The sequence below is a fragment of the Streptomyces sp. 11x1 genome, assembly GCF_032598905.1.
Classification (GTDB): domain Bacteria; phylum Actinomycetota; class Actinomycetes; order Streptomycetales; family Streptomycetaceae; genus Streptomyces.
Window position 1 is genome coordinate 7,150,345 of record NZ_CP122458.1, and the last position, 24,808, is coordinate 7,175,152.

Consider the following 24,808-nt stretch of genomic DNA (forward strand, 5'->3'; position numbering starts at 1 on the left):
GGCCCGCAGGGGCCGGTGTCTTTTAGGGGCGCGAGGAACTGCGCGAGAAGCCCCCACCCACCCGCACCCGACAACGCACCCCCCTCACCCCACCCCCTCAGTCCACCTCGGCCACCGCCTCCGCGAACTGGGCCCGATACAGCCGCGCATACGCCCCACCCGCGGCCAGCAACTCCTCGTGCGCCCCCTGCTCCACGATGGAACCGTTCTCCATCACCAGAATCGTGTCCGCGTCCCGAACCGTCGACAGCCGATGCGCGATCACGAACGACGTCCGCCCGTGCGCCAGCTTCGCCATCGCCTTCTGGATCAACACCTCGGTCCGCGTGTCCACCGAGGACGTCGCCTCGTCCAGCACCAGGATCACCGGATCCGACAGGAACGCCCGAGCGATCGTGATGAGCTGCTTCTCACCGGCGCTCACCCCGGTCCCCTCGTCGTCGATCACGGTGTCGTACCCGTCCGGCAGCGTCCGGATGAACCGATCCGCGTGCGCCGCCCGAGCCGCCTCCTCGACCTCACCCCGCGTCACCTTCCGCGACGCGGACGCCCCATACGCGATGTTCTCCGCGATGGTCCCGCCGAACAGCCAGGTGTCCTGGAGCACCATTCCTATCCCGTCGCGCAGTTCGTCCCGCGACATGGACGCGACATCGACCCCGTCGAGCGTGATCCGCCCGCCCGTGACCTCGTAGAACCGCATCAACAGGTTCACCAGCGTGGTCTTGCCCGCGCCCGTCGGCCCCACGATCGCCACCGTGTGCCCCGGCTCGACGACCAGCGACAGATCCTCGATCAGCGGCTTGTCGGCCTCGTACCGGAAGGACACCCCCTCCAGCGCCACCCGCCCCCGCAGCTCCTCGGGCCGCACCCCGGGCACCGCGTCGGCCTCCTGCTCCTCCGCGTCGAGCAGTTCGAAGATCCGCTCGGCGGAGGCGACCCCCGACTGCACGAGGTTGGCCATGGACGCCACCTGCGTCAGCGGCATCGAGAACTGCCGCGAGTACTGGATGAAGGCCTGCACGTCACCGATCGACAGCGCACCGGTCGCGACCCGCAGCCCGCCCACCACGGCGACGAGCACATAGTTGATGTTCGACACGAACAACATCAGCGGCTGCATGATGCCGCTGTTGAACTGGGCCTTGAACCCGGCCTCGTACAGCCGCTCGTTCTCCTCGGCGAACTGCTGCGCCGACTCCTCCTGACGCCCGAACACCTTCACCAGCGTGTGCCCGGTGTACATCTCCTCGATGTGGGCGTTGAGCCTGCCCGTCACCCGCCACTGCGCGACGAAGTGCGGCTGCGACCGCTTGCCGACCCGCGTGGCCACCAGGAACGACACCGGCACGGTCACCAGCGCGACCAGCGCCAGCAGCGGCGACACCCAGAACATCATCGCCAGCACGCCGATGATGGTGAGCAGTGAGTTGATCAGCTGGCCCATCGACTGTTGCAGCGTCTGCCCGATGTTGTCGATGTCGTTGGTCGCCCGGCTCAGCACCTCACCGCGCTGCCGCTTGTCGAAGTACGACAGCGGCAGCCGCGACAGCTTCGCCTGGAGCTGTTCGCGCATGTGGTAGACGGTCCGGTTGATCGCTCGGTTGGAGAGCCGCGTGGCCACCGCCATCAGCAGCCCCGCGACCAGGAAGATGCCGAGGGCAACCAGAAGAACTGTGCCGACGGCCTCGAAATCGATGCCCTTGCCCGGTGTGAAGTCCGTGCCCGACAGCATGTCGGCGATCGCGCCGTCCCCGCGCTCCCGCATGGACTCCAGGACCTCGGCCTTGGTCGCGCCCGCCGGCATCTCCCGCCCGACGACACCCGCGAACACCAGGTCGGTCGCCTTGCCGAGGATCCACGGCCCCAGCACGGACAGTCCGACGCTGATCACCGCGCACAGGACCATCGCGTACATCGTGAACCGCTCGGGCCTGAACTGCGCGAGCAGCCGTTTCCCGGACCCCTTGAAGTCCATGGAGTGCTGATCGGGGGCCCCGGCCCCCGCCATCCGTGCCAACGGCCCGGCCATCAGGCTGCCTCCGCTTCCGTGAGCTGGGAGAGGACGATCTCCCGGTAGGTCTCGTTCTCCGCCATCAGCTCGTGGTGGCGTCCGGCTCCGACCACGCGGCCCTCGTCGAGGACGACGATCCGGTCGGCGTCCCGGATGGTCGCCACCCGCTGGGCCACGATCACCACGGTCGCGTCGGCGGTCTCCCGCGCCAGCGCGGCCCGCAGCGCGGCGTCGGTCGCGTAGTCGAGCGCGGAGAAGGAGTCGTCGAACAGATAGATCTCCGGCCGCTGCACCAGCGTCCGCGCGATCGCGAGCCGCTGCCGCTGGCCGCCGGACACATTGGTCCCGCCCTGCGCAACGGGGGAGTCCAGCCCGTTCTCCAGTCGTTCGACGAATTCCTTGGCCTGCGCCACCTCCAGCGCGTGCCACAACTCCTCGTCGGTGGCGTCCGGATTGCCGTACCGCAGATTCGTCGCCACGGTCCCGGAGAACAGATACGGCTTCTGCGGCACCAGACTCACCGTCCTGGCCAGCAGTTTCGGGTCGAGCGCCCGTACGTCGACGCCATCCACCAGGACCTCGCCCTCGGTGACGTCGAACAGCCGGGGCACCAGCCCGAGCAGCGTCGACTTGCCGCTGCCGGTGGACCCGATGACCGCGGTCGTCTCACCCGGCCGGGCCACGACCTCGATCGACCTGAGCACCGGCTCCTCGGCACCCGGATAGCGGAACCCCGCACCCCGGACCTCCAGGAACCCGTGACGCCGCAGCTCCCGTACGGGCTCGACCGGCGGCACCACGCTCGTGTCGGTCTCCAGCACCTCCTGGATGCGCTCGGCGCACACCTCGGCGCGCGGCATCATCATGAACATGAAGGTGGCCATCATCACAGCCATGACGATCTGCATCAGATAGGCGAGGAAGGCCGTGAGCGCGCCGATCTCCATGCCCCCGGTGTCGATCCGGTGGGCTCCGAACCACACCACCGCGATCGACGAGAAGTTGATGACCGTCATGACGATCGGGAACAGCAGCGCGAGCATCCGCCCGGTGCCCAGCGACACGTCCGTCAGTTCGACGTTCGCCTTCCGGAACCGCTCCTTCTCGTAGTCGTCCCGCACGAAGGCCCGGATCACCCGGTTGCCGGTGATCTGCTCCCGCAGCACCCGGTTCACGGTGTCCAACCGCTCCTGCATGGTGCGGAACAGGGGGCGCAGTCGGCGCACGATCAGGCTGACGGAGATCCCGAGCACCGGTACGACCGCCAGGAGCACTCCCGACAGCGGCACGTCCAGCCCGAGCGCCAGCACGATGCCGCCGACACACATGATCGGCGCCGACACCACCAGCGTGAACGTCATGAGCACCAGCATCTGCACCTGCTGGACGTCGTTCGTCGTCCGCGTGATCAGCGACGGGGCCCCGAAGTGACCGACCTCACGCGCCGAGAACGACTGCACCCGGTCGAACACGGCGGCCCGGATGTCCCGGCCGACCGCCGACGCGGTGCGGGCGCCGTAGTACACGGCCCCGATGTTGCAGACGACCTGCACCAGCGAGATACCGACCATCAGCGCGCCGAAGGACAGGATGTAACCCGTGTCGCCCTTCACCACGCCCTCGTCGATGATGTCCGCGTTCAGCGTGGGCAGGTAGAGCGTGGCGCACGTCTGCACGAACTGCAGCAGCACCAGCAGGGTGATCGGTGTCCGGTAGGGACGGAGATGACTTCTCAGCAATCGTATGAGCACGCGAGATCTCTCGGAGTCGAGGACGGGGTTCGGGACGCACCACCCCCCATCGTCGAACACTCCACCCGCGTTACCTCAACCGAATTAACCCGACGGTGAAGGTCCCCTGGCCGAATCTCGCAGCTGACCCGCGCCGCGCGTCCTCGACCGGCAGGCACCCCATCGGAACCGGCAGGCACCCCATCGGAACCGGCAGGCACCCCATCGGAACCGGCAGGCACCCCATCGGAACCGGCAAGGCAATCCCATCGGGAACCGGCAGGAGCCCCATCAGGCGCCCCGCTCGGGCACCTCATCAGGCACGGAACGCCCCGGGGTGGGTCTGCTCCCGAACCGCCACGTACTGCTGCCGAACCGCCTGCCCCACCGCCAGTTCGTCACCTGGCTCCAGCACCTGCGCCGCCGCCCCCGGCCACATCGGAGGCGTACGCGGATCGAGCGCCCCCTGCGAGACCCCGAGCGCCCACGCGGCCTGCCGCGCCGCGCCCACCGCCGCGTAGTCGGCCGGCTGCGGCACCACCACCGGCACCCCGAAGAGCGCCGGCGCCGCCGCCTGCACGGCCGGCAACTCCGCCGCCGCACCCAGCAGGAAGATCCGCCGTACGTCCACGCCCCGGCCCCGCAGCACGTCCAGCGCGTCCGCGAGCCCGCACAGCATGCCCTCGAAGGCGGCCCGCGCGAAGTGCTCCGGCTTCATCGACTCCCGCCGCAGCCCGGCCAGCGTCCCCGCCGTGTGCGGCAGGTTCGGCGTCCGCTCGCCCTCCAGATAGGGCAGCATGACCAGCCCGTGCGACCCGGGGGTGGACTTCATCGCCAGGTCGGACAGCGCCTCCAGATCGGCCACGCCCAGCAGTTCGGTGGCCCCGCGCAGGGTCCGTACGGCGTTGAGCGTGGTGACGACCGGCAGATGCATCCCGGTCGCGTCGGCCAGCGAGGTGATCATCCCGGAGGAGTCGACGAGCGCCTGGGTGTGTACGGCCATGACGGACCCGGAGGCCCCCAGCGACACCACCGCGTCACCGAGGCCGATACCGAGCCCGAACGCGGCGGCCATGGTCTCGCCGGTGCCGGCGGAGATGAGGAGCCCCTCCGGCGTCGTACCGGCGGCGTCCGAGGGGCCCAGCACCTCGGGAAGCATCACCTGATGCCCGAGCGCCATCTCCACGAGGTCCGTGCGGTACTGCCCGGTCGCCGCGTTCCAGTACCCGGTCCCGGACGCCCCGCCCCGGTCCGTGGTCCTCCTGACCGGCCGCCCGAGCAACTGCCAGACCAGCCAGTCGTGCGCCTGGAGCAGTACGGCCGTCCGCATCGCGGCGTCCGGTTCCGTACGGCTCATCCAGCGCAGCTTGGTCACCGGCTGCGCGGCCCCCGGCACACAGCCGACGGCCTCCGCCCACGCCCCTCGCCCGCCGAGCGCGTCGACGAGGTCGGCCGCCGCGACCTGGGTCCGCTTGTCGCCGCCGACCATCGCCGGACGCACGGTGTTGCCCTGCGCGTCCAGCGCGATCAGCCCGTTCTGCTGGGACGAGACCCCGATCGCCTGCACGCCCTCCAGCAGCCCGCCGCCGGCCGCCTCTCCCAGGGACAGCAGCCAGGCCTGCGGGTCGACGTCGGCGGGGCGCCCCCCGCTCTCCGCCGGCTCCAACGGGTGCGGGGCATACCCCTGCCTGAGCACGGCCCCTGTGTCCGAGTCACAGACGACAATGCGCGTAAAATCGGGCGAACTGTCCAGCCCGGCGACTATCCCCATGGCGGAAATTCTGCCGCACGGGAAGGGGTGGGGGCGCCGCGCGTTGCTCCGGTCGGCGCGATGTGGTCTCTAGGTATTGCTGGTGCCCCAGTCGTCTCCGGCCGAGCCGTTGGCGTTGCGCTCCCGCAGGGAGCGAACCCGCTCGGCGACCAGATCGGGCATGCGGTCGCCGACCTTCTCGCTGACCACGTGGTACGCCTTGCCCGCGTAGACCCGCCCCTGCTGGGCGGCCGACTCGGCGGTGTTCCGTACGGCGGGGTTCTGTGCGACCTGCCGGGCGGACTTCTTCAACTGTTCGTAGCGTTCGCGACCGGCCTTCGTGCCGAGCACGTACCCCAGGGCCAGTCCGGCAAAGAACGTGAGCCGATAGCGCATGGCGACCACCCTTCCCTTACGTCTGCGTCGGTCCCTTGCGTGCCCTGCGCGGGCGACGGGCACAGGGGATACCGATTGGCGGAGCACCCCCCTGCTTGCGCTAATGTATGTGTCGCAGCGAGCGCACGCCCCCTGGCGAATACCCAGGGAGGTACGTTCGATGCAGCGAGGCAATCCTCCGTAGCTCAATTGGCAGAGCAGCCGGCTGTTAACCGGCAGGTTACTGGTTCGAGTCCAGTCGGGGGAGCTTCGATCTTCCGTAGCTCAATTGGCAGAGCAGCCGGCTGTTAACCGGCAGGTTACTGGTTCGAGTCCAGTCGGGAGAGCAGTGAGGGAGGACCCCGTGGGGGTCCTTTTTCATGTTCGGGGGGGAACCGTGTGCGGCGCGCCGAGGTCTTCAAGGTCAAGAAGCGCATGCGAAGGCCGACCATCCGAAGCAGGAGATCGTATGAGCGGCTATGCTGCGGCAGACGGCGCGCACACATGTACGCGACACGCCGTACGGGGCGGTAGCTCAGCCGGTTAGAGCAGCGGACTCATAATCCGTCGGCCGTGGGTTCGAGTCCCACCCGCCCCACCAGTGCAGGGCTGTGACCTGCGGAAACGTTCATTTTTGGTTGTCTGAGCGTCAACTTTGCCTGAACGGACTGAATCCGCTGCGCGCGAGTTTGGTGCCAGGTTGGTCTGCGTTGGCTGATGCTCTGCTGACCTGCATGGATGTGCGCGGACGCGTGGTCGGTGAGACGTGTTCTGGCCGGCTCGGCAGCGGCAGGGCTGTGTGTTGAGGCCATCCTGAGGCCGGAGGTACCGGGGAAGTACCGGAAGGCGTCCTCCTCCACTGCGACGTCGTCCAGAGTTCGGCGTGGAGCGGGTCAGTGGCTGTGGGGCGCGTACAAGATCACGGCCATGCCCGTCAGCAGACGAGAGCGCCGATGACGGCGTAGCGATCGGGGCGGTAGCCGTCGGCAACCATGCCCCAGGCGAGTGACCCGGCCACGAAGATCCCGCCGTAGGCGGCGAGGATGCGCCCGAAGTTTGTCGTCGGACTGGAAGGTGGCCGCCACACCGTGGAGGCAGAGGGCGATCACGCGGGCGCCGAACCAGAGCCAGCCGTTGTGTTCCCGGACGCCCTTCCACACCAAGGCGCCCGTGTCCTCCTTCTCGGGAGCGTGGGTTGTCCGGGGTTACCCACCCACTCAACGGGGGCAGCGGCCGCGTAGTGCTGTCAGCGCCGCGATCACGGACGGCAGGTCGGCCGGTAAGAAAGGGAAGGGAGGTAGGTTGCCCACTCGTGCCGGGTGAGACTGCGGCCGGCTGCCATGCAGAGTCGGTCCTTGACGTCCTGCACATCCAGGGGCCATTGGATGATCTTGCCGTCCTCGCCGCCGGAGACCAGGGCTCCCTCAGGTGTGAAGGCGAGTCCGCGGATTCTGGCGCTGTGACCGGTCAGGGTGGCGCGGGGGCGCCGGGTGGCGATGTCCCACACAATGACCGAGTGGTCGTCACCGGCTGAGGCGAGGGTACGGCCGTCCCGGCTGAACGTGATGACCTGTACGGGGGCGGTGTGTCCACTGAGCACGGCGAGCTCCCTGCGGTCCGAGGCACTCCACAGCTTGATCGTCCGGCTGTCACCGGCGGTGGCGAGCAGCTTGCCGTCAGGGCTGACGGCGACGTCCTGCACGGCACCCTGCCCGGTGTCGTCCCTGGTGAGGAACTCGCCCGTGGTGGCATTCCACGCGTTGAGGTAGCCCCCCGTGCTGGCCGCTACCAGGTGACGGCCGTCGGGGGTGAAGACGAGCGAGGTGGTGAGACGGGGCGGATACGCCGATGTCCTTCGGGACGGTGATGCCGGTTCGCGGACGTCCCAGACGAACAGGCCGAGTGTGGCAGCCGCGAGAAGACGAGAGCCGCGGCCGGGAGCGAAGGCGATGTCGGTGGAGGCGCCGACGCCCTGGGTCGGGAATGGTTTGGCCGCGCGCCGTCCACGTTGGACATCCCAGAGAGTGACGATGTTGTTCCGGGTCACCGAGGCCAGCAGGCGTCCATCGGAGCTGAACGCGACGGCCTGGACCTGGTCAGGGTGCCCGCCCAGGGTGGCGAGTTGCTTCCCCCGGGCGTCCCAGAGGCGGACCGACTTGTCGCCGCCGGCCGAGGCGATCACGTCCCCGTCCGGGCTGACCTTGACGTCCTTGACCTGCGCGTCGAATCCGCTGAACGGGGTGTCGCGCAGATCATGCAGCACGATGGACCCGTTGAATCCCGCAGAGGCAAGCATCGCGCCGTCACGGCTGAGGGCAACCGAAACCGTCTCTGTGCGGCCTCTGTCCTGGTAGGTGTGGACGGACCTGCGATGCCGCAGGTCCCATATGGTGACGGTGCCGTTCTCGTCGGCCACGGCCAGCCTGTCCCCGGCGGGAGCGGAGATGGTCCATCCGAACGAGTCCGGCAGAGGCAGCCGCGGCAGTGCGGTCGGCTCCTCTCCGTCGAGGTTCCACAGGTACACCCCCTGGTCGTCGGCGGCTGCGGCGAGCGTGTGCCCTGAGGAGGCGAAGGCGACCTGGATGACGTGTTCGGAGGGCAGCGAGGCAATTTGTCTGCCTGTTTTCACGGACCAGACGACCGGGTCCCGCGTTCCGTCCGCAGACACCAGGAGTTCGCCGTCATGGCTGAAGCTCAGCGACCCGACCGCGGACCCATGCCCTTGTCCGCGAAGAAGACGGCGAGTGCCGGCGGACAGGTCGTGCAGGGCGATGTCGCCGTCCCCGACCCCGATCGCGATCTTGTTGCCGTCGGTGCTGAAGGCCATGCCGGAGCTGATCGGGTCCTCAGCGAGGGTGGTCACAGGCCGGCGTGTCCGGACGTCCCAGACGATGAGCGACCCAGAGGTCCCGTCTGTCGCGGTCGACGCGAGACGCTCTCCGTCGCCGCTGAAAGCCACCTTCATGGGCCGGCCGGTGTGTCCTCGCAGCGACGCGATCCGGGTGCCGCGCTCCGGGTCCCACAGACCGATCGTGCCGTCGCCGTTCGAGGAGGCGAGCAGCCTGTGGTCCGGGCTGAAAGCGACGGCGTACACCGCGGGACCGCTGACGTTGAGTTCCGTGCGCCGTGGCGCTGCCGCGGCGCTCAGGACGCTTCCCCGGGTTTCGGCGTCCGGGTGCAGGCGGTCCGCTTCGATGGCCAGAAGTCCTGCGAGGTCAGGATCGGTGGCCAGGAGAGACCGCGCTTGCAGGGACAATTCGCCCGCGAGTGCCTGCAGTTGCAGGCGGCGGGCGTCCTGCCGCTGTCGTACGGCCAGCCCTCCGCCCAGCACGGCGAGCACGAGAAGTACCGAGATGCCCACGACAAGGCGTTTGAGGAGTCGGGCATGACGCCGGGCGCTGTCCTGCTCGGCGGCTTCCTGAGCACTGCTGGTCCGAAGGAAGGCGTCCTCGAGCTGGTTCAGCTCCCGGGAATGGTCTCTGGCCCAGTCACGCGCGGCGAGCAACTGAGCACCCCGGTAAAGGGCACCGGCGTCCCTGTCCAGTGACTCCCAGGCGTGGGCGGCCTCGGTGAGCCGTCGGTGGACGATGAGGTTCGTCCGGTCGTCGGTGAGCCATCGGTGCAGCCGTGGCCAGGCCCGGATCAGCGCCTCGTGGGCCATCTCCACCGTGTCCTCGCCAAGAACGATCAGGCGTGCCGCGGCCAGGCGGCCCAGGATCTCGGCGGCCCCCGGCTCCTCGACGACACCGTCCAGTTCGCTGCGGGCGATGGGCCGCCGGGAGTCCCCGGTACCGTCGCCCAGCGCGGAGAGTCTGAGGAAGATCCTTCGAGCTGCCTGCCGTTGCTCCACGGTGAGTTCGCCGTAGACGCGGTCGGCGGTCTGGGCGATCGCTCCGCGCACACCGCCGCTCGCCTGGTACGCGGACAGGGTGAGGGTCGCTCCCTCTCGCCGCTGCCAGGTTTCCAGCAGCGCGTGCGAGACCAGCGGCAGCGCGCCCGGCTCCTCGGCTGCGTCAGCGAGCACGGTAGCCAGCATGTCCGGTTCCACGCCCCACCCCGCCTGGGCGGCCGGCCTGATGACGATCTCCCGCAGTTCGGTGGGGGACGCCGGCCCGACGAGGAGCATCGCCTCCTCTCCCAACGCGTCCAGAAGATCGGGATGCTGGGCGAACCGGGTGAGGAAGTCGGCGCGCACGCCGAGCACCACGGTGGTGCGGCGGTGCGGGCCGTGCGTGGCGTCCAGCAGCGCGGCGATGAACCGGCGGCGTTCGTCCCGGTCGGCGCAGAGCGTGAACAGTTCCTCGAACTGGTCCACGACCAGCAGTGCCCTGGTCTCCGGCGGACCGGTGACCAGGGCGCCACGGATCGCGATGTCCAGAGCGGCCGGATCGCTGCGCAGTTCCTCCCGCACACCATGGACATCCTGGCCGGACAACTTCGCCACCTGGTCGGACAACGCCTCCAGCGGATGCTCGGTGGGGGTCATCAGCAGGGTCCGCCACCGTCCTTCCGGCTGACCGTCTCCTGCGATCGTCCCCAGCAGCCCCGCGCGCAGGAGTGAGGACTTCCCGCTCCCCGACGCCCCGAAGACCCCGATGAGCGGCAGCCGCTCGACCCGCTCCAGCAGTCGGTCGACCAGCCGGGAACGGCCGAAGAACCACTCCGCCTGCTCGCTCTGGAACGGCGCCAGCCCCTGATAGGGGCAGCGCTCCTCGTCCGGCACAGGCTCCGACGCGGCCGCCGTGTCCGCCTCGGCGGCCACCGCCTCCCACCGCGCCTGCCATTCGGCCTGGTCGCCCCCGCACGCCTCGACGTAGGCCAAGGTCACCGCCAGCGAGGCAAGCCGGTCACCCTTGGCGGCCTCCGCCAGCGTGCTCGCCGAGTAGTGCGCCCGCTGGGCCAGGGCGCGATAGCTCGGACTGCCTGCCCTCTCCCGCAACCGGCGCAGCTGCCACGCAAGGCGCTGGACCGGGCCGGCTTCCGGATCCAGCGGCTTTTCCGGACGCCCCACCACATACCCCCCGCGCACGTCGTACCTGGCGTCCGGGTCGGACGGCACTGGATGCCTTCGCCAGGACCCGGCCTGAGATCCCGGAAGCGGACGGCGTGATCTAGGAGGGCCGCGGTCATGCTAGGGCCAACGCCCGCATTCGGTACACAAGTTCGACACATCGATGCAGGTCGGCAGAGATCGGTGGGTGTCGGTGGAAGTCGGGGAGTAGCTCCGTCCCCCGTCGCCTCGCCATGCCGCCGCCGTGTGGTCGCCGGTTTTTGTCCGATGTTGTTTGTCCGATGCCCCCAACCCTCTCGGACAAGCCATCTCCGGCACCACGGTGGAACGGGTCACCTACCGATCACCGACTCCGGGCGATCACTCGAAGGGAAGTCGTTCATGTCGACGAATTCATCCAAACCCAGGCGAGCCGCGGCTGTCCTGGCTGCCGCAGCGGCGATGCTGACCGCCACCATGGTGACGGCCTCACCTGCTGCCGCGAGCGGAACCTACAGCGGGCGCGCCTACGTCTACGGGACTGGCCCGTACACAGACGACTGGGACGACGAGGGCATCCTGCAGAGGAGCACTCACGCGTCATCCAACGCCACATGCCTGTGGCAGGCGATCCTGCACGCGGACGGCAAGCTCACCTCCCTTTCCGACATCGACGGGGTCTTCGGCACCAAGACCTACAACGCGACCATCGCCTGGCAGCGATCCGAGAACGAGGACTGGGGTGCCACCCTGAAGGTCGACGGCTCGGTCGGCGAGTACACCTTCACCTGGGCGGGCGGGTACATTGCCTACCTGAGTGGTAGTACCGACGCCGGCCAAACCCTGAATCTGCGCTACGTCGGCGTGGCCGGCGGCGTCACCATGAGGCGCCTTCCGGACGGCAACTACGAGTTCATCGACGGTGACGGCGCTTGGCGGAAGGCCGGTTACAACTACCGGTCCTGCAGCTGAGGCCGCACCCTCCTGAATGACGTATGGCGCCCGTCCTCCCCTTCCCGAGGGGGAAGACGGGCACCATTGGGTTACTCGCCGCGGATGTGCCACCGCCGAGGGCCCCGACCTCACCGCTATGCGGGGGAGCTATGTCAGGAGGATGCGGTGGCGGAGGAGCGGGAAGCGGGCTCGGCCGCACGCGCGGTAGCAGTGAGGTGCCGCCGCCTGACGTATCCGCAGGCCCGTGGGCCTGCGTGTCAGACGCGTGGCGCCGACGACTTCGCCGGACGGACCTCCTGCCGGTGCCGGGTCCTCCCCGCCCAGTCCAGTGATCAGCAGCGACGCCCCGCAACGACGACGAAGTCGTTCGGCCGTGCCGTGCTCTGTCGGCAACGGGTGAAATGAGGGCCACGGACGGCGGGTGGAAGGCGGGTGTCGCCGTTCCTTGAACCGTGGTTCTGGATCACTTTCCGTGCTGGAGCCACGGAGGGTTACCACGACCGCGATCATGGACGGCCGTGGGTGATGTGTTCCTCCAGGGCCTGTGGTTCCACAAGGCCGAAGGCGTTGTGATCGAAAAGGCAGTAGTGGATGGCGAGTTGGTGCTCGTGCGGGCCCGTGCGTCGGCAGAGCAGGCCGCGTGTCATGCCTGCGGGACGACGTCGGGCCGGGTGCACAGCCGATACGTACGCCGCCTCACCGACACCGCGGTCGCCGGGCGTCCTGTGGTGATCGAGTTACAGGTCCGGCGGTTCCGCTGCCGTGAACGCGCCTGCACGCAGGCCACGTTCGCAGAGCAGGTCGAAGGGCTGACCTTCCGGTACGGGAGGCGAAGCACCGGGCTGCAGACGGTGCTGCAACGGGTGGCCGTGATGCTGGCGGGCCGGGCCGGCGCCCGCCTGGCGGACACACTCGCGGTCCGGGCGAGCCGGTCGACTCTCCTGCGGCTGATACGCCGCCTCCCGGAGCCCGAGGTGCACACGCCGCGGGTGCTCGGAGTGGACGAGTTCGCCCTGCGCAAGGGACACAATTACGGCACGATCCTGGTGGACATCGACACCCGCCGCCCGGTTGATCTGCTGCCCGACCGCACCACGGCCACGGTGTCCGCCTGGCTCGCCGACCACCCCGGCGTCGAGGTGATCTGCCGTGACCGGTCGACCGCATACGCCGAGGCCGGACGGCTCGGCGCCCCGGACGCGGTCCACGTCGCGGACCGGTGGCACATCTGGAAAAACCTCGTCGAGGCCGTCGAGAAGACGGTCATCCAGCACCGCGCCCTGCTGCGCGAGCCAGAGGAGACCAGCCCGGTCCGCACCAACACACCCGTGAACACCACGGGGTTCCCGCCGCGTCCCTCAGGCGAACCGCGACACTCCGGCCGCCTGTCGGACCGGGTCCGCGAACAGCACACAGCCGTCCACGCCCTGCTCGACGACGGGCTCGGCCTCCGGCCGATCGCTCGCCGGCTCGGCCTGGCCCGCAACACCGTGCGCCGCCTGGCCCGCGCGGCCACCGCGGACGAACTGCTGGTAGGACAGTGGACCGGCCGCAGCAGCATCCTCGATCCCTACAAGCCTTATCTGCATCAGCGGTGGGCCGAGGGCTGCACCGTCGCCCGCCGTCTGTTCGAGGAACTGCGTGAGCGCGGCTACCCCGGCGGCGAGAGCGTCGTGAAGAGGTACGTGCAGCAGCTCCGTGAAGCGTTCCCGCACGACGATCCGCCCCGCAAGCACCCGTCCGTGCGAGACGTGACCAGCTGGATCACCCGCCGCCCCGACCGCCTCGACAGCGACCAGGTCCAGCGGCTCAAGGCGATCCTCGCCCGCTGCCCCGAACTCGGCCGCACCGCCGAACACGTACGTTCCTTCGCCGAGTTGATGAACAACCGCCAAGGAAAGCAGCTGGACCAATGGATCGAGTGTGTCCAGGCCGATGACCTGCCCGCCCTGCATGCCTTCGTCACCGGCCTCGGCCAGGACCTCGACGCCGTCGTCGCCGGGCTCAGCCTGCCCTACAGCTCTGGCGCAGTCGAAGGCCATAACAACAAGATCAAGATGCTCAAGCGGCAGATGTTCGGCCGCGCCAACTTCGACCTGCTCCGCAAACGCGTCCTCCTCGCGGCGTGAGGCCGTCCATGATCGCGGTCGTGGTAACCCTCCGTGGCTCCAGCACGGAAAGTGATCCAGAACCCAGGTTCAGAGACCGCCGACAAGGCCGGATTGAGGCCGCGGGGAATCGGTTGGCACGGGCAGCAGCAAAGCTTGCTGGGCCCGACGTCTCCAGCGGGGCTGCGGCGAAATGCCGTTTGGCGCAAGATCTATCAATGCGAGCAGATTCTGCTGAGTTGCCCTCCGCAGGTGGGGGCGCGTCGGCGCGGCGGAAACCCTCAGTGGCGTGGGGAGTGGAACACCTTGCTGCTCGTCCCGAGAAGACCGCTCTGAGCTGGCTCCTGCTCGGTGCCCGTTCCGCACCCACGGTCCGCGGGAACGGGCATGCCACGTTCAGGCGTGTGGCAGGAGCCGCTCGCTGTCGGCCTCCGTTTCGCCCGCCGGGGCGGGTTCGCACCCGTGACGGAACAGGTCAGGGCAGCGACGCGAGCGGCGAACGGGCAGCCGTCGGTGACGTCTTCGAAGCTCAGCCCATCGAGTCGGCCGCCGAGGTGTCCGAGGGCGGCGAGACGGTGCAGCAGGCCCGCGGTGAAGGAGTCCAGGCGCCGACGGTGTCGACGACGTCAACGGCCGGGGCCGGGACGGTGGCGCGGAGCCCGTCGAGGGAGGCGAGTGCGCCGCGTGAGCCGGGGGTGACGACGAGACGCGCGCTGGCGGCGTGCCAGGTGTCGCAAGCTTCTTCGGGCTGGTGGCGGGGAGGGAGGAACAGGGCGAGGTCGTCCTCGCTGAGGCGGTGTCGGTGAGCGTTTCGGCCAAGCACGATGGTTATACAGGCTCCCCATCGTGGGTACGCCGGACTCGGCTGGTGCACGGCCCGGTGGATGTGGCGCAGGGATCACATCCAGATATCGGGCCCGGGGTCGCTGCCCGCCGCTACGGTCGCGAGGCGGTCCACGTAATGGGCCCAGCCCTCCTCGTGCGCGGCGCGCGCCTCCGGGGTGGGCAGGCCGCGATGGACCAGGCGCAGCAGAGTGCCGCCGTCGACCGGTTCCAGGGTGATCTCCACCGTCGTCGAACCGGGCGGCACGGGCATCTCGTCGTCCTCGGCCCAGCCCCAGGTGAAGACCAGCCGCTTGGGTGGGTCGATCTCGACGAAGCGGCCCTCGGCGACGTGATCGCGGTTGACGTTCGTCCGGTAGGAGCCCCCGGGCTCGAAGCTGAACTCGCCGTCTTTGCCCATCCAGGACAGCCACCTGTCCCGGTCGGCGAAGAAGGAGAACACCGTCTCGGGCCGTGCGGCGATGCGCCGTTCGACCGTCACTGCGCCTGTTGTGCTCACGATCTGGCCCTTCAGGAGTTCTCGGGCGGTTCGGCTCCGTCGGCCCGCTCGGCCGCCTCCGCCAGTGCGGCGAGGGCGTCGAGCTTGGCGGCCCACATGGACTGAAGATAGTCGGCGAGTGGTCCCATGGCCTCGCGGTCGGCCCGGTAGAAGCGTTTCTTGCCGTCCTGGCGCAGCTTGACCAGGCCGGAGTCCCTGAGCACCTTGAGGTGCTGGGAGACCGCCCCGAAGGTGACGTCGAAACGCTCCGCGATCTCGCCCGCGGACAGCTCTGTGTCCCAGACCAGGCGCAGGATCTCGCGCCGCCTGGGCTCGGCGACCGCCTGTACCGCATCCATGAACATCATTTTAGCCGCCACTTGAATTTGCCGCCGAAGGCATGTCATTTTAGTCATGGCTAAAGAATGCGCCGAGGCAGAGGTGAGGAGCACACGTCATGGCGGACATCGCGATGCGGCTGCACATCGAGGCCGACCCGGACACCGTGTACGCGGCGATTTCCACGACCGAAGGCATCCACGGCTGGTTCACCACGACCGCCACCGCCGCCCAGGGCGTGGGCGGCCGGCACGAGCTGAGCTTCCCGGGAGTGCCGGAACCGTGGCGACTGCGGGTCACCGAGGCCGAGCCCGGCAAGCGGCTCGTCCTGGCCGGTGAGAACGGCCCCTGGACGGACACCACCCAGACCTACGAGGTCCTCACCCGACCTGACGGCGACGTCACGCTGCGCTTCACGCACAGCGGCTTCCCGGCCGTCGACGAGCCTATCGGGACTTCACCTACGGCTGGGCGACGAAGTTCACCCAGCTCAAGGCCTACGCCGAGACGGGTAAACCGGCGCCCTTCTTCACCGGCTGACCCCGGCCGACCTCCCCGGCTGACGCTACCGACCCATCCGATGACTCATCTCACGGAGAGACTCATGAACACCCAGCACAGCACCCTGCACCCCGCCATCCGGGAATGCGCCGCCGCGGTCGCCGCCACGGCGACCGCCGTCCGCGGCGACCAGCTCGGCGACCGCACCCCGTGCGAGAAGTTCACCGTCCACGAACTCCTCGACCACCTGGGAACAACCCTGATGTCGTCCGCACGCGCCGCCCGCAAAGAACCACAGGCCGGCGAGGGCGACGCCCTGTCGATGTCTCCCGCTGCCGTCGCCGAGGCCGCTGAGCTGGCGGCCTCGGCCTGGGTCGACCCTGCGGCCTACGAGGGCACGACCGAATTCGGACCGGGAGAGATGCCGGCCGCCTTCGCGGCCACGATCACCCTGGAGGAGCTCGCCCTGCACGGCTGGGATCTGGCCCGCGCCACCGGCCAGACCTTCTCTGTCGGCGAGGAGACCGCCGAGGTCGCCCTCGGCGTGGTCGAGCAGATCGCCGACCAGGCCCGGGCCAACGGCAGTTTCGGCCCACCCGTACCCGTCGCCTTCGACGCGCCCGCCTTCCACCGTGCGCTCGGCGCCAGCGGCAGGAACCCCGAGTGGAGCGACTGACCACCCACAGGACGGCAACCGGCAACCGGCAACCGGCAAGCAACTCTTGGTACGGCTGCCGCCCGACCGCGTCGCCGCGCACGCCGTGGACTGGCGCGACGATCCCGCGTGAACGAAGGGCATCCGCACCTCGGAGGTGACCAGGGAGGAGGGCGGGGGGTGGGTTCGGCGCCGGGGCCGGGGTCACCCGCACCGCGGAGCTGCCGAAGGCCCTGCGGGAACTGGTGGAGCTGCGGGTCGGCCAGATCAACGGCTGCGGGTTCTGCGTCGACGTCAACACCAAGGAGGCCGCAGCCGCCGGTGAAACCGCGCTCCGGCTCAACCTGGTCGCCGCCTGGCGGCATAGCACCGGGTTCACCGAGGCCGAGCGGGCCGCGCCGGCGCTCGCCGAGGAAGGCCCCGGCTCGGCGACCACGGCGTGTCCGACGAGACCTGGGCCGAGGTGCGGGGGCACTACGACGACGACCAGGTCGGTGCCCTGGTCTGCCTGGTCTCCCTGATCAACGCGGCCACCCGGATGAACGTGATCGTGCACAACCCGGGGGGCTACAGCCGCCAGTTGACCGCCACCGAGGCATGGTCGCAGGCGAGGTGGAGTGAGACGCCCGCCTGGCAGTTGGTGACCTTGCCGGCGGTGCCGGTGTACTGCCGCGACACACACGCCGAGGCGGTCCCGTCCTTCAGGAACCCGGTGTCGTCGAAGACCACGGCCCTGGGCCCGATGGCCGCCTCCATCCGCCAGGCCAGCTGGGCCCGGACATGCGCCGCGTCCCAGGGGCTGGTGGTGATGAAGTTGGCCAGCGCCTGACGGTTGCCGTCAGCCCCGAGCCGGGCGGCCATCGGCTCGACCGACTTGCGCTTGCCGTCGGTCAGCAGCCCCCGCAGGTAGACCTGCCCCCACCGGCGCTGGTCCCTGCGCGCGAACGGCTCGAACACCTCCTCCGCGAACGCCTCCAACTCACCACGCACCGCAGCCATCTCGTCCGGAGTCACACCCCCTTCAACGCCACACCGGACCCGAAGGACACGCACCAGCACAGCCCACCTGACCAAGCACTACTAGTACTCCAGCAGGATTTCGCTGTCTGACCTGCGCCTTTCGCTGGACGGCTGGAGTGTAGCGGGTCATGGAGTGGTGAGAGGTGGTCTTAGGGAGGCCGCCCCTCGAACGTGTGCCGTCGCCGCTGGTAATGGCAGCGCCGGGCGACTGCTTGGCGTCGCCGACGCCCGTTCGACCAGTTCATCGCGTGGCATCGGCCCCGGTGCCCGCGCAGGTGCGGGGGCCGGGGCCGACAAGCTGCCAGGAGTCGCCGAACCTCCGCCACTGTGAGCTCGATGACCCCGGCCGTCCCACCGGTTCCGCCCGAAGCGTGATCGCCTATGTTGGTGCTGTATCGTAGGCATGTACATCGTGGATGCTGGAGGTGTCCGATGTCGGTGACCCAGATTGATCTCGATGACGAGGCGCTCGCGGAAGCCATGCGGCTCATGGGTGCCACGACGAAGAAGGAGACCGTCAACGCGGCTCTGCGGGACTACGTGGCGCGGATCAAGCGGCTTGAGGCCGCGGAGAAGCTGGCTGCGCGGGGCGCGCGGGGTGAGTTCGAGCAGGCGTCGTCGGCGCGTGACGCGCAGAAGCGTGTGCGGCGAGCGGCCTTCGAATGATCACGTACCTGTTGGACACCTCTGCTCTGTGGCACTTGTTCCGCATCCCGGGTGCGTTGCGGCCCTGGGAGGGGCACATCGCTGCCGGGGTGTTCCACATCTGCGAGCCGACGCGAACGGAGTTTCTCTACTCGGCGATCAGTCCGGCTCACCGGGACGAGCTTGCTGAGGAGTTGGACGCTCTCTGCCTGCTCTCGCCGGTTCCGAAGACCGCCTGGCGCTGGGTCGAGACCGCCCAGTACAAGCTCACGCAACAAGGTCAGCATCGGGCGGCTGGGGCGATTGATTTGCTGCTGTGCGCGACCGCGGTGCATCACGGGCGCACCGTGCTCCATGTGGACAACGACTTCGCAACGGTCGCCGGGGTGCTCAAGGAGGTCCAGCAACGCGACGTGCGGACCTGACGCTGTGACCCGCAGTCAGCCCGAACTTGGTTCAGCCGCTCTTGGTCCGGCAGGCACCCTCCGGTAAACGTTCCGCTGCGACCGGTACCTCCTGACCTGCGGACATCACAGGTAGGTCGTCGCTGAGCGATAACCAGCACCGAAGACGTTGGCCTGCTGAAACGGCTACAGAGGCTCCGCCCCGACCCGGGGGCGGAGCCTCTGCGCGTTGGAAGGGCGATCCGCTGCGGACAGGGTTCGAGGCCCGCTCGCGAGGAGTGACCGTCCGCCCTTGCCTTCGTTCCGGGCGCCGAGGGCCTCATTGAGGCCGCGTTGAGGCCACAAGGACAGGCACAGACTGACAAGGGCTGCGAAGGACCAGCAGAGGTTCACAGCCCTGACCTGCAAAAACGCCAAAAATGAGTGAAGAAACGCAAGGACCGCCAAGATCCCCAACGGACTCATAATCCGTCGGCCGTGGGTTCGAGTCCCACCCGCCCCACCAGCGCAGGGCTGTGACCTGCGGAAACGTCTCAGCGGGCGCGCGGATTCAGGACTTTGGGCCAACGGACTGAATCCGCTGCTCGCGACTTCAACGACGGTTCTCTGTGCGATGGTTGGCACCCTTCTGACGCGTAAATACTGTCCGGCGCGGGCAAAACCGCAGGTAGCTGACCTCGCCTCCTGCGCTGCCACCCCGCGGCGCGGTGTTGATCAAGGGCTACGGGGTGTTTGTTGCGCCCATTTACCCGCCCCACGGCGGGCGGCGAAGCCGCCCTGAGTCACTGACCTGCACCGATGGGTGAGTCCATGGGTTCGTGCATACATGGCGGGCTGTTTGTCCGGCTGGTGAGCTCCCGAGTTGGGACGCTGATGGGACACAGGGATCAGGAACGGACAACGGAAGGTCGATCACTCCGGGGCTGCCGTGGGACTAGCGACACGTCGCCGTTCGCAGGCGGCACCACGAGGTCCCCACGGGCCGCGCAACGCTTCGCGACGGCCGGCGCTGGGAACACACAAGCGATCGCCATCGGGCCACCGGGGCCCTCGACGACATCGTTCGACTCACCTCGTGCAGGGCTGCAGACGACCTTCAAGGGACTCCGCCAATGCGCCGGTGGACATCGCCGGACTCTTTGAGCGGGCGGCAGGCAGACCATGGAAGGCGCGACCGCCTGTTCTTCGCTTGTGGCGCCAGCGAGGCGAGCGGCAGCGCCGAAAGCCCGCGCCGGGATGCGCCGGCGGAACACCACCGCGGATTCCCCTGGCTGACTCACGGAACCCTGTCGAGAAGGCGCGTGGCGTGGCGGACGGCGGCGATGGCGTGGCGGTCGTCGGTTGCGCGGGTGGCGACGGCGATCTCCACGGGCGGTCCGTCGAGCGGGACGAACCGGACGTCCGGGTGTGGGTAGAAGCGTCCGGCGGCTTCGGCGTGCAGGGCTATGCAGCCGGTTGTCGCTACGGCTCCTGGTATGGCGGCCGGGTGGCGCAGGGCGCCACGGCTGTGGGATCCGTCGGCGGCGGGGCCGGACCACGCTTCGAGCGCGGGATGAGCGAGGGCGGTAGGCAGCCACGGGCTGTCACCGAGGTCGGCCTCGGTCAGACGGTCGGCGTCGGCGAGAGGGGAGCGGGCGGGGACGACCACGACCCGGGGCATGGTCAGGGCGTGCTCGAAGACGAGCCCGTCGACGGGGCCGACGTACTGGACGATGCCCACGTCGACCCGGTGGCTGCGGACCGCTTCGTACTGATCGGCCAGGTCCAGTTCGGCGTAGGAGAATGCGATCCCGGGATCGTGGCCGTGCACCGCCGCAGTCAGGTCCGTCCAGCGTTCGGCGAGTCCGAATCCCAAGACTCCCAGCGTGAGGAGCTTTTCGTCGGTGGCGCGGCGGCGGTGGTGGTGTTTGGTGAGGGAGTCCACGGTGTCGAGCAGAGTCCGGGCCTCGGCGATCAGCCGCTCGCCCTCAGGGGTGAGGGTCACCCGGCGGCTGGTGCGTTCGAAGAGCTGGGTGCCCAGTTCCCGTTCCAGCCGCTGGATGTGGCGGCCGAAGGGCTGGGGGCTGATGTAGTGCCGCTGCGCCGCCCTGCCGAAGTGCAGTTCCTCCGCCAGTGTCACCGCGTAGCGGAGCGCCCGGATGTCCATGCCTGTGCCTCCGTGCCTCCCGCTCCGTACGGCCCGCGCTGCCGGTGCTTCCGTTTACGTCAGAGGAGACCGAGCCGTCAACACCTCGGTTACGGCCGGTCCACAACCATTTCGGCTGATGATCCCCGGCTTCCTCCTCTGGTGAGGTGAGTCCACGGGAGGCAATGCCTCTGTGGCTCGGATGACGAAGGAGTCATCATCATGGCTCGGCATCGCGTTGTGCTGCGCGGCGGCACCGTCCTCACCATGGATCCGCGTCTGGGGAACCTGTCCCGCGGCGACGTGCTGATCGAGGACGGTGTGATCGCCGCGGTGGCACCGGACCTCTCCGTCGAGGAGGCGGAGACGGTGGACGTCACGGGACACATCGTGGCACCCGGCATGATCGACACCCACCGGCACACCTGGCAGACGCAGCTGCGCGCCCTGTGTGCCGACTGGACCCTGGCGGACTACCTGTTCGGCATCCGGCTCGGCGTCTCACCGGCCTACCTCGCCGAGGACGTCCACCTGGGCAATCACCTCGGCGCCCTGGACGCCCTGAATTCCGGCGTCACCACGATCCTGGACTTTTCGCACTGCAACAACACGCCCGAGCACGCCGACGCCGCGATCACCGGGCTGCGGGACGCGGGGATCCGCGCGGTGTTCGGCTACGGCTTCTTCGAGTCGAACCCGCTCCAGCCGCCGCACTTTACCGATCACGCCTTGCGCCTAGCGGACTTCCGGCGCGTCGCCGACACCCACTTCCCGAGCCGGGACGCGCTGCTGACCCTCGGGGTGGCACTCACCGAGTACGGCACGCGGCCGTTCGACACCACCCGCGCCGAGATCGCCGCTGCCCGCGAACACGACGCGCTGATCGTCACGCACACCGGCTGCGTGTGGTCACTGCCGAGCGGCGTGCGCGAATTCGCTGCGGCGGGCCTGCTCGGACCGGACCAGGTCCATGTGCACTGCAACACCCTCACCGACGAGGAGTGGCGCCTGCTGGCCGACCACGGCGCCAAGCTGTCGATCTCGGTGGAGACCGAACTCAACATGGGCATGGGCCGCCCCGCCTTCGCAGCCGCCCGCCGGCACGGCATCAAACCGACTCTGTCCTGCGACGTCGTCTCCCTCAACACCGGCGACCTGTTCACCCAGACCCGCATGGGTCTGGCCTTTCAACGCTGGGCCGACACCGAGGACCTCAACCTCGCCGGCGGGGACCCCACGACGGTGACCGTCACCGCGCAGGAGGCACTGGCATGGACCACCGTCAACGCGGCCGAGGCGATCGGACTCGATCACCGCATCGGCAGCCTCACCCCCGGCAAGCAGGCCGACATCATCGTGACCGGCGGCCCCGGCATGTCCCAGCACCCGCAGCTCGACCCGGCCGGCACCCTCGTCTTCCAGACCACCCCCGCCGACGTCCGCCACGTCCTGGTCGCCGGCCGCTTCGCCAAGCGCGACGGCCTCCTCACCGGCACCGACCTTCCGGCCCTGCTCGCACGGGCGGACGCCTCGGCCGAAACAGTCCTCGCCCGGCTCGCCGACGCCGGGCGCCCCCTGCCCGGCACCCCGCCGGAAGCATGGGGCTTCATTGCCAGCATGTCGTCGGAACTCCAGGCGGCTCCGGAACACCAGCAGCCCGGAAAGTAGTCATGCGCTTCGTCACCTACACCGAAACCGACGGCGACGGCGACGACCGCGTCGGCGTACTCGACGCCGACGACTCCCCTCGTCCTTGACCGGGGGCCGCGCCCGGGCGGCCGCGCTGCGGCGGCTGCGCAGGAGCTGCAGCGCGGCCGCCAGCTCCTGTTCCGTGAACTCCTCTGCTCCCGCCATCACACGCTCCGCGGGATACGCAGGGCGGTGATCGTGCCGGTCGTCGTCTCCGACTCGATCATCATCGAGCCGTCCGGCTGGATGAACCGGCCCGACTCGAACGGCCCGATGAACCGGGTCGTGCCGAACGCGACGGTGACGACCAGGTCGCCCTGCCCGGCGGCGAGCGCCGGCGGGTTGTCCCCGGCCTTCACCGTGATGTCGAGGTCGGTGTCGTCGTCGGTGTTCGACACCCGCAGCACCGTGTACTCCGGCACGGCGTCGGAGATCTGCATGTCGTTGGTCGGCGCCGCGACCAGCGTCGTCCCGGCGGGCTGCGCCAGGCTGCTGTTCGCGACGAGATTGCTGTAGGGCACCTGGGTGGTTGCCATGGCAGGTGGTTCCCCTTCCTCAGGTCTGGGAGGCGGTGGCGATGGCGATGCCGTCGGGGCGCACGAGCTTCGCCCCGTACAGCGCCAGGCCCTTGACGGCGTCCGAGAACGACGACTCCGGCCGGTAGGCCTCGGTCTTGTTGATCTGCTCCGCGAAGCTGATCGCCGCGTTGACCCCGGCCTGGATGACGTTGTCGTCACCGGTGGGGTTCGGGGTGTTGTTCGACTGCACGATGTTGAAGCCCGCCGCCCGGCCGACGAACCCGTTGCGCAGCGCGTCGGTGGTGCCGGAGGCGTCGGCGCGCACGAACCGGTCATCGCGCAGCAGGCGCCCGGTGAACCAGGGCGGGACCACGCAGTAGCGGCCCTCGGTGGGCACGTCGCCGTCGTCGAGGGTGACCTTCAGCGGGATCAGCACGTCGTCGTAGGCGTCCGTCGGCGTGGCCGCGACCACCGAGATCGTGCCGAGGTTGTTGCCCGCGGCGACCCCGGTGTAGAGGCCGGCGACGTACTGGTCGGCGACGTCGCGCAGCCGGTAGGCCGCGCGGCTCATGGCCTCGGGCATGACGTTGCCCTTGGCCTGCCGCTTGTCGACGTCGTCGACCTTGAACGCCCAGTACTTCGACTGGTCGATGACGAGGTTGCGCTGAGCGTCGGTCAGCTCCTCCGGGGTGATGACCGTCGAGTTCGGCACGTAGTCCGAGATCGTCGGGTCACTGATGGAGGTGATCTTGACGACGTCGCCGGACTCGGCGATGTCGCCCTCGTAGTCCCGGTTGACCACCATGGGCCCGCCGTAGACGAGGGACTTGCGCCACGCGACCAGGAGCCGGGCGCTCCAGATCTGCGGCTTGAAGTTGTTGATGGACACGGGGCCCTCCTATGGTCAGCCGCTGAGAAGGTCGTCGAGCTTGCCCTCGTCCTGGGCCTTGACGATCTGTTCGGCGGACATGTTCTTCAGGTCGCGCTCGGTGAGCTGCTTCGGACGGCCCGCCTTGCGCGCTGCCCCTCCGTCGCCGGTGCCCTGGAACCTGGGCCTTGCCGGTGCGGCGGCCAGGTAGGGCTTGGACTTGATCAGGTCTTCGATCGCTTCGGCGATCTCGTCCGCGTCGACCTCGAACTGTTCGAGGTCGAGGAACCTGAGCGCGTCGCGCGGGTCTGCGAGCTTCTTCGCGGCGGCCGCCCTGATCTCGGCCTTCACGATGCGGGTGTTCGCCGCAGCCGTTGCGGCCGCGGTCGCCTTGGCCACGGCGTCGTCATCGCCACCTTGGCCCTTCTGCGCCAGTTGGCGTTCGAGGTCACGGCGCTGGTCCCGCTCCTTGCGCCACTTGCCCTTCATGGAGGCCAGGGCGCGCTTGCCCTTGTCGCCGAGCTGGTCGGCGCCTTCGGGGTCCGCGTCGTCCTCGTCCTCGTCGTTGCCGCCCCCGCCGTCCCCGGCCTCACTGTCGTCGGCGCCTTCGTCCTGGCCGTCGTCGTCACCGTCGCCGGTGCCGTCGTCGTCCTGGTCGTCGTCTTCGTCTTCGGCGCCGCCGACGATGGGCCAGATCGGGTACCGCTCGTCGTCCTCGCCGGGGCGGGCCTTGCGCCAGCCGACGGCCGTGAGGCCGGTGAGCGGGTGTACGGGCAGGGGTGCGTGCATGATGTCTCCCGTT

Annotated in this window: 17 protein-coding genes, 3 tRNA genes and 4 pseudogenes; 10 read left to right on the forward strand and 14 right to left on the reverse strand. The window is 69.1% G+C overall.

Annotated features, from left to right (window positions below):
• Positions 1-97: 97 nt before the first annotated feature.
• The 4 genes from P8T65_RS31430 to P8T65_RS31445 all read right to left on the reverse strand — a co-directional run bounded on the left by P8T65_RS31430 (position 98) and on the right by P8T65_RS31445 (position 5,890).
• Positions 98-2,032: an ABC transporter ATP-binding protein gene (locus P8T65_RS31430; protein ID WP_316728553.1), complete on the reverse strand. Its 1,935-nt coding sequence runs from the start codon at positions 2,030-2,032 to the stop codon at positions 98-100.
• Positions 2,032-3,765: an ABC transporter ATP-binding protein gene (locus P8T65_RS31435; protein WP_316728554.1), complete on the reverse strand. Its 1,734-nt coding sequence runs from the start codon at positions 3,763-3,765 to the stop codon at positions 2,032-2,034. Before P8T65_RS31435 ends, P8T65_RS31430 begins: the two co-directional genes overlap by 1 nt.
• A 295-nt stretch (positions 3,766-4,060) precedes the next feature.
• A complete protein-coding gene (locus P8T65_RS31440; RefSeq protein ID WP_316728556.1) occupies positions 4,061-5,515 on the reverse strand; it encodes an FGGY family carbohydrate kinase in 1,455 nt (484 codons plus the stop codon).
• Between the two features lie 69 nt (positions 5,516-5,584).
• A complete protein-coding gene (locus P8T65_RS31445) occupies positions 5,585-5,890 on the reverse strand; it encodes a hypothetical protein (RefSeq protein WP_045557412.1) in 306 nt (101 codons plus the stop codon).
• 174 nt (positions 5,891-6,064) lie between these two features.
• Here P8T65_RS31445 and P8T65_RS31450 point away from each other — a divergent pair.
• The 3 genes from P8T65_RS31450 (at position 6,065) to P8T65_RS31460 (ending at position 6,470) form a co-directional block, all read left to right on the forward strand.
• Positions 6,065-6,137 (forward strand) — tRNA-Asn (locus tag P8T65_RS31450).
• Positions 6,138-6,143: 6 nt separating this feature from the next.
• A tRNA-Asn gene (locus P8T65_RS31455) sits at positions 6,144-6,216 on the forward strand.
• 177 nt (positions 6,217-6,393) lie between these two features.
• Positions 6,394-6,470 (forward strand) — tRNA-Ile (locus tag P8T65_RS31460).
• Between the two features lie 292 nt (positions 6,471-6,762).
• Here the strand turns inward: P8T65_RS31460 and P8T65_RS31465 are convergent.
• A pseudogene (locus P8T65_RS31465) lies at positions 6,763-7,032 on the reverse strand (YnfA family protein); the annotation flags it as partial.
• Positions 7,033-7,127: 95 nt separating this feature from the next.
• A complete protein-coding gene (locus P8T65_RS31470; protein ID WP_316728557.1) occupies positions 7,128-10,880 on the reverse strand; it encodes a helix-turn-helix domain-containing protein in 3,753 nt (1,250 codons plus the stop codon).
• Positions 10,881-11,261: 381 nt separating this feature from the next.
• Here P8T65_RS31470 and P8T65_RS31475 point away from each other — a divergent pair, with 381 nt between their 5' ends.
• Positions 11,262-11,831 carry a peptidoglycan-binding protein gene (locus tag P8T65_RS31475; RefSeq protein WP_316728559.1) on the forward strand — a complete coding sequence of 190 codons (570 nt, stop codon included), beginning with the start codon at positions 11,262-11,264 and terminating at the stop codon, positions 11,829-11,831.
• A gap of 500 nt (positions 11,832-12,331) precedes the next feature.
• The gene (locus P8T65_RS31480) at positions 12,332-13,942 is read left to right on the forward strand and encodes an ISL3 family transposase (protein WP_316727264.1); all 1,611 of its coding nucleotides are present in this window, start codon (positions 12,332-12,334) and stop codon (positions 13,940-13,942) included.
• 425 nt (positions 13,943-14,367) lie between these two features.
• Here P8T65_RS31480 and P8T65_RS31485 read toward each other — a convergent pair.
• The 3 genes and pseudogenes from P8T65_RS31485 to P8T65_RS31495 form a co-directional block, all read right to left on the reverse strand.
• Positions 14,368-14,717, reverse strand: a pseudogene (locus P8T65_RS31485) (PfkB family carbohydrate kinase); the annotation flags it as partial.
• Between the two features lie 102 nt (positions 14,718-14,819).
• Positions 14,820-15,263: an SRPBCC domain-containing protein gene (locus tag P8T65_RS31490; RefSeq protein ID WP_316728561.1), complete on the reverse strand. Its 444-nt coding sequence runs from the start codon at positions 15,261-15,263 to the stop codon at positions 14,820-14,822.
• Positions 15,264-15,274: 11 nt separating this feature from the next.
• Positions 15,275-15,601 carry a metalloregulator ArsR/SmtB family transcription factor gene (locus P8T65_RS31495; RefSeq protein WP_316728563.1) on the reverse strand — a complete coding sequence of 109 codons (327 nt, stop codon included), beginning with the start codon at positions 15,599-15,601 and terminating at the stop codon, positions 15,275-15,277.
• A gap of 98 nt (positions 15,602-15,699) precedes the next feature.
• On the opposite strand from P8T65_RS31495, the gene P8T65_RS31500 reads away from it, so the two are divergent.
• Positions 15,700-16,758, forward strand: coding sequence for a TIGR03086 family metal-binding protein (locus P8T65_RS31500; protein ID WP_316728565.1), 1,059 nt, complete (start codon positions 15,700-15,702; stop codon positions 16,756-16,758).
• Between the two features lie 170 nt (positions 16,759-16,928).
• Positions 16,929-17,305 (forward strand): annotated as a pseudogene (locus P8T65_RS31505) (carboxymuconolactone decarboxylase family protein); the annotation flags it as partial.
• Positions 17,306-17,307: 2 nt separating this feature from the next.
• Here the strand turns inward: P8T65_RS31505 and P8T65_RS31510 are convergent.
• Positions 17,308-17,736 (reverse strand): annotated as a pseudogene (locus P8T65_RS31510) (transposase); the annotation flags it as partial.
• 453 nt (positions 17,737-18,189) lie between these two features.
• On the opposite strand from P8T65_RS31510, the gene P8T65_RS31515 reads away from it, so the two are divergent.
• Entirely contained in the window at positions 18,190-18,423 is a 234-nt protein-coding gene (locus P8T65_RS31515; RefSeq protein WP_316728566.1) for a type II toxin-antitoxin system VapB family antitoxin, read from the forward strand.
• Positions 18,420-18,827: a PIN domain nuclease gene (locus P8T65_RS31520; RefSeq protein ID WP_316728567.1), complete on the forward strand. Its 408-nt coding sequence runs from the start codon at positions 18,420-18,422 to the stop codon at positions 18,825-18,827. The genes P8T65_RS31515 and P8T65_RS31520 overlap by 4 nt, the downstream gene beginning before the upstream one ends.
• A gap of 1,255 nt (positions 18,828-20,082) precedes the next feature.
• On the opposite strand, the gene P8T65_RS31525 is transcribed toward P8T65_RS31520, so the two are convergent.
• Positions 20,083-20,952: a LysR family transcriptional regulator gene (locus P8T65_RS31525; protein WP_316728568.1), complete on the reverse strand. Its 870-nt coding sequence runs from the start codon at positions 20,950-20,952 to the stop codon at positions 20,083-20,085.
• Between the two features lie 201 nt (positions 20,953-21,153).
• On the opposite strand from P8T65_RS31525, the gene P8T65_RS31530 reads away from it, so the two are divergent.
• Complete coding sequence (locus P8T65_RS31530) at positions 21,154-22,599, forward strand: amidohydrolase family protein (protein WP_316728569.1); 1,446 nt, start codon at positions 21,154-21,156, stop codon at positions 22,597-22,599.
• A gap of 185 nt (positions 22,600-22,784) precedes the next feature.
• Here the strand turns inward: P8T65_RS31530 and P8T65_RS31535 are convergent, their stop codons facing one another.
• The 3 genes from P8T65_RS31535 to P8T65_RS31545 are packed head-to-tail and all read right to left on the reverse strand — an operon-like array spanning position 22,785 to position 24,795.
• The gene (locus tag P8T65_RS31535; protein ID WP_316728570.1) at positions 22,785-23,156 is read right to left on the reverse strand and encodes a hypothetical protein; all 372 of its coding nucleotides are present in this window, start codon (positions 23,154-23,156) and stop codon (positions 22,785-22,787) included.
• 19 nt (positions 23,157-23,175) lie between these two features.
• Complete coding sequence (locus P8T65_RS31540; protein WP_316728572.1) at positions 23,176-24,027, reverse strand: P22 phage major capsid protein family protein; 852 nt, start codon at positions 24,025-24,027, stop codon at positions 23,176-23,178.
• Positions 24,028-24,042: 15 nt separating this feature from the next.
• Positions 24,043-24,795 carry a hypothetical protein gene (locus tag P8T65_RS31545; RefSeq protein WP_316728574.1) on the reverse strand — a complete coding sequence of 251 codons (753 nt, stop codon included), beginning with the start codon at positions 24,793-24,795 and terminating at the stop codon, positions 24,043-24,045.
• Positions 24,796-24,808: the final 13 nt, after the last annotated feature.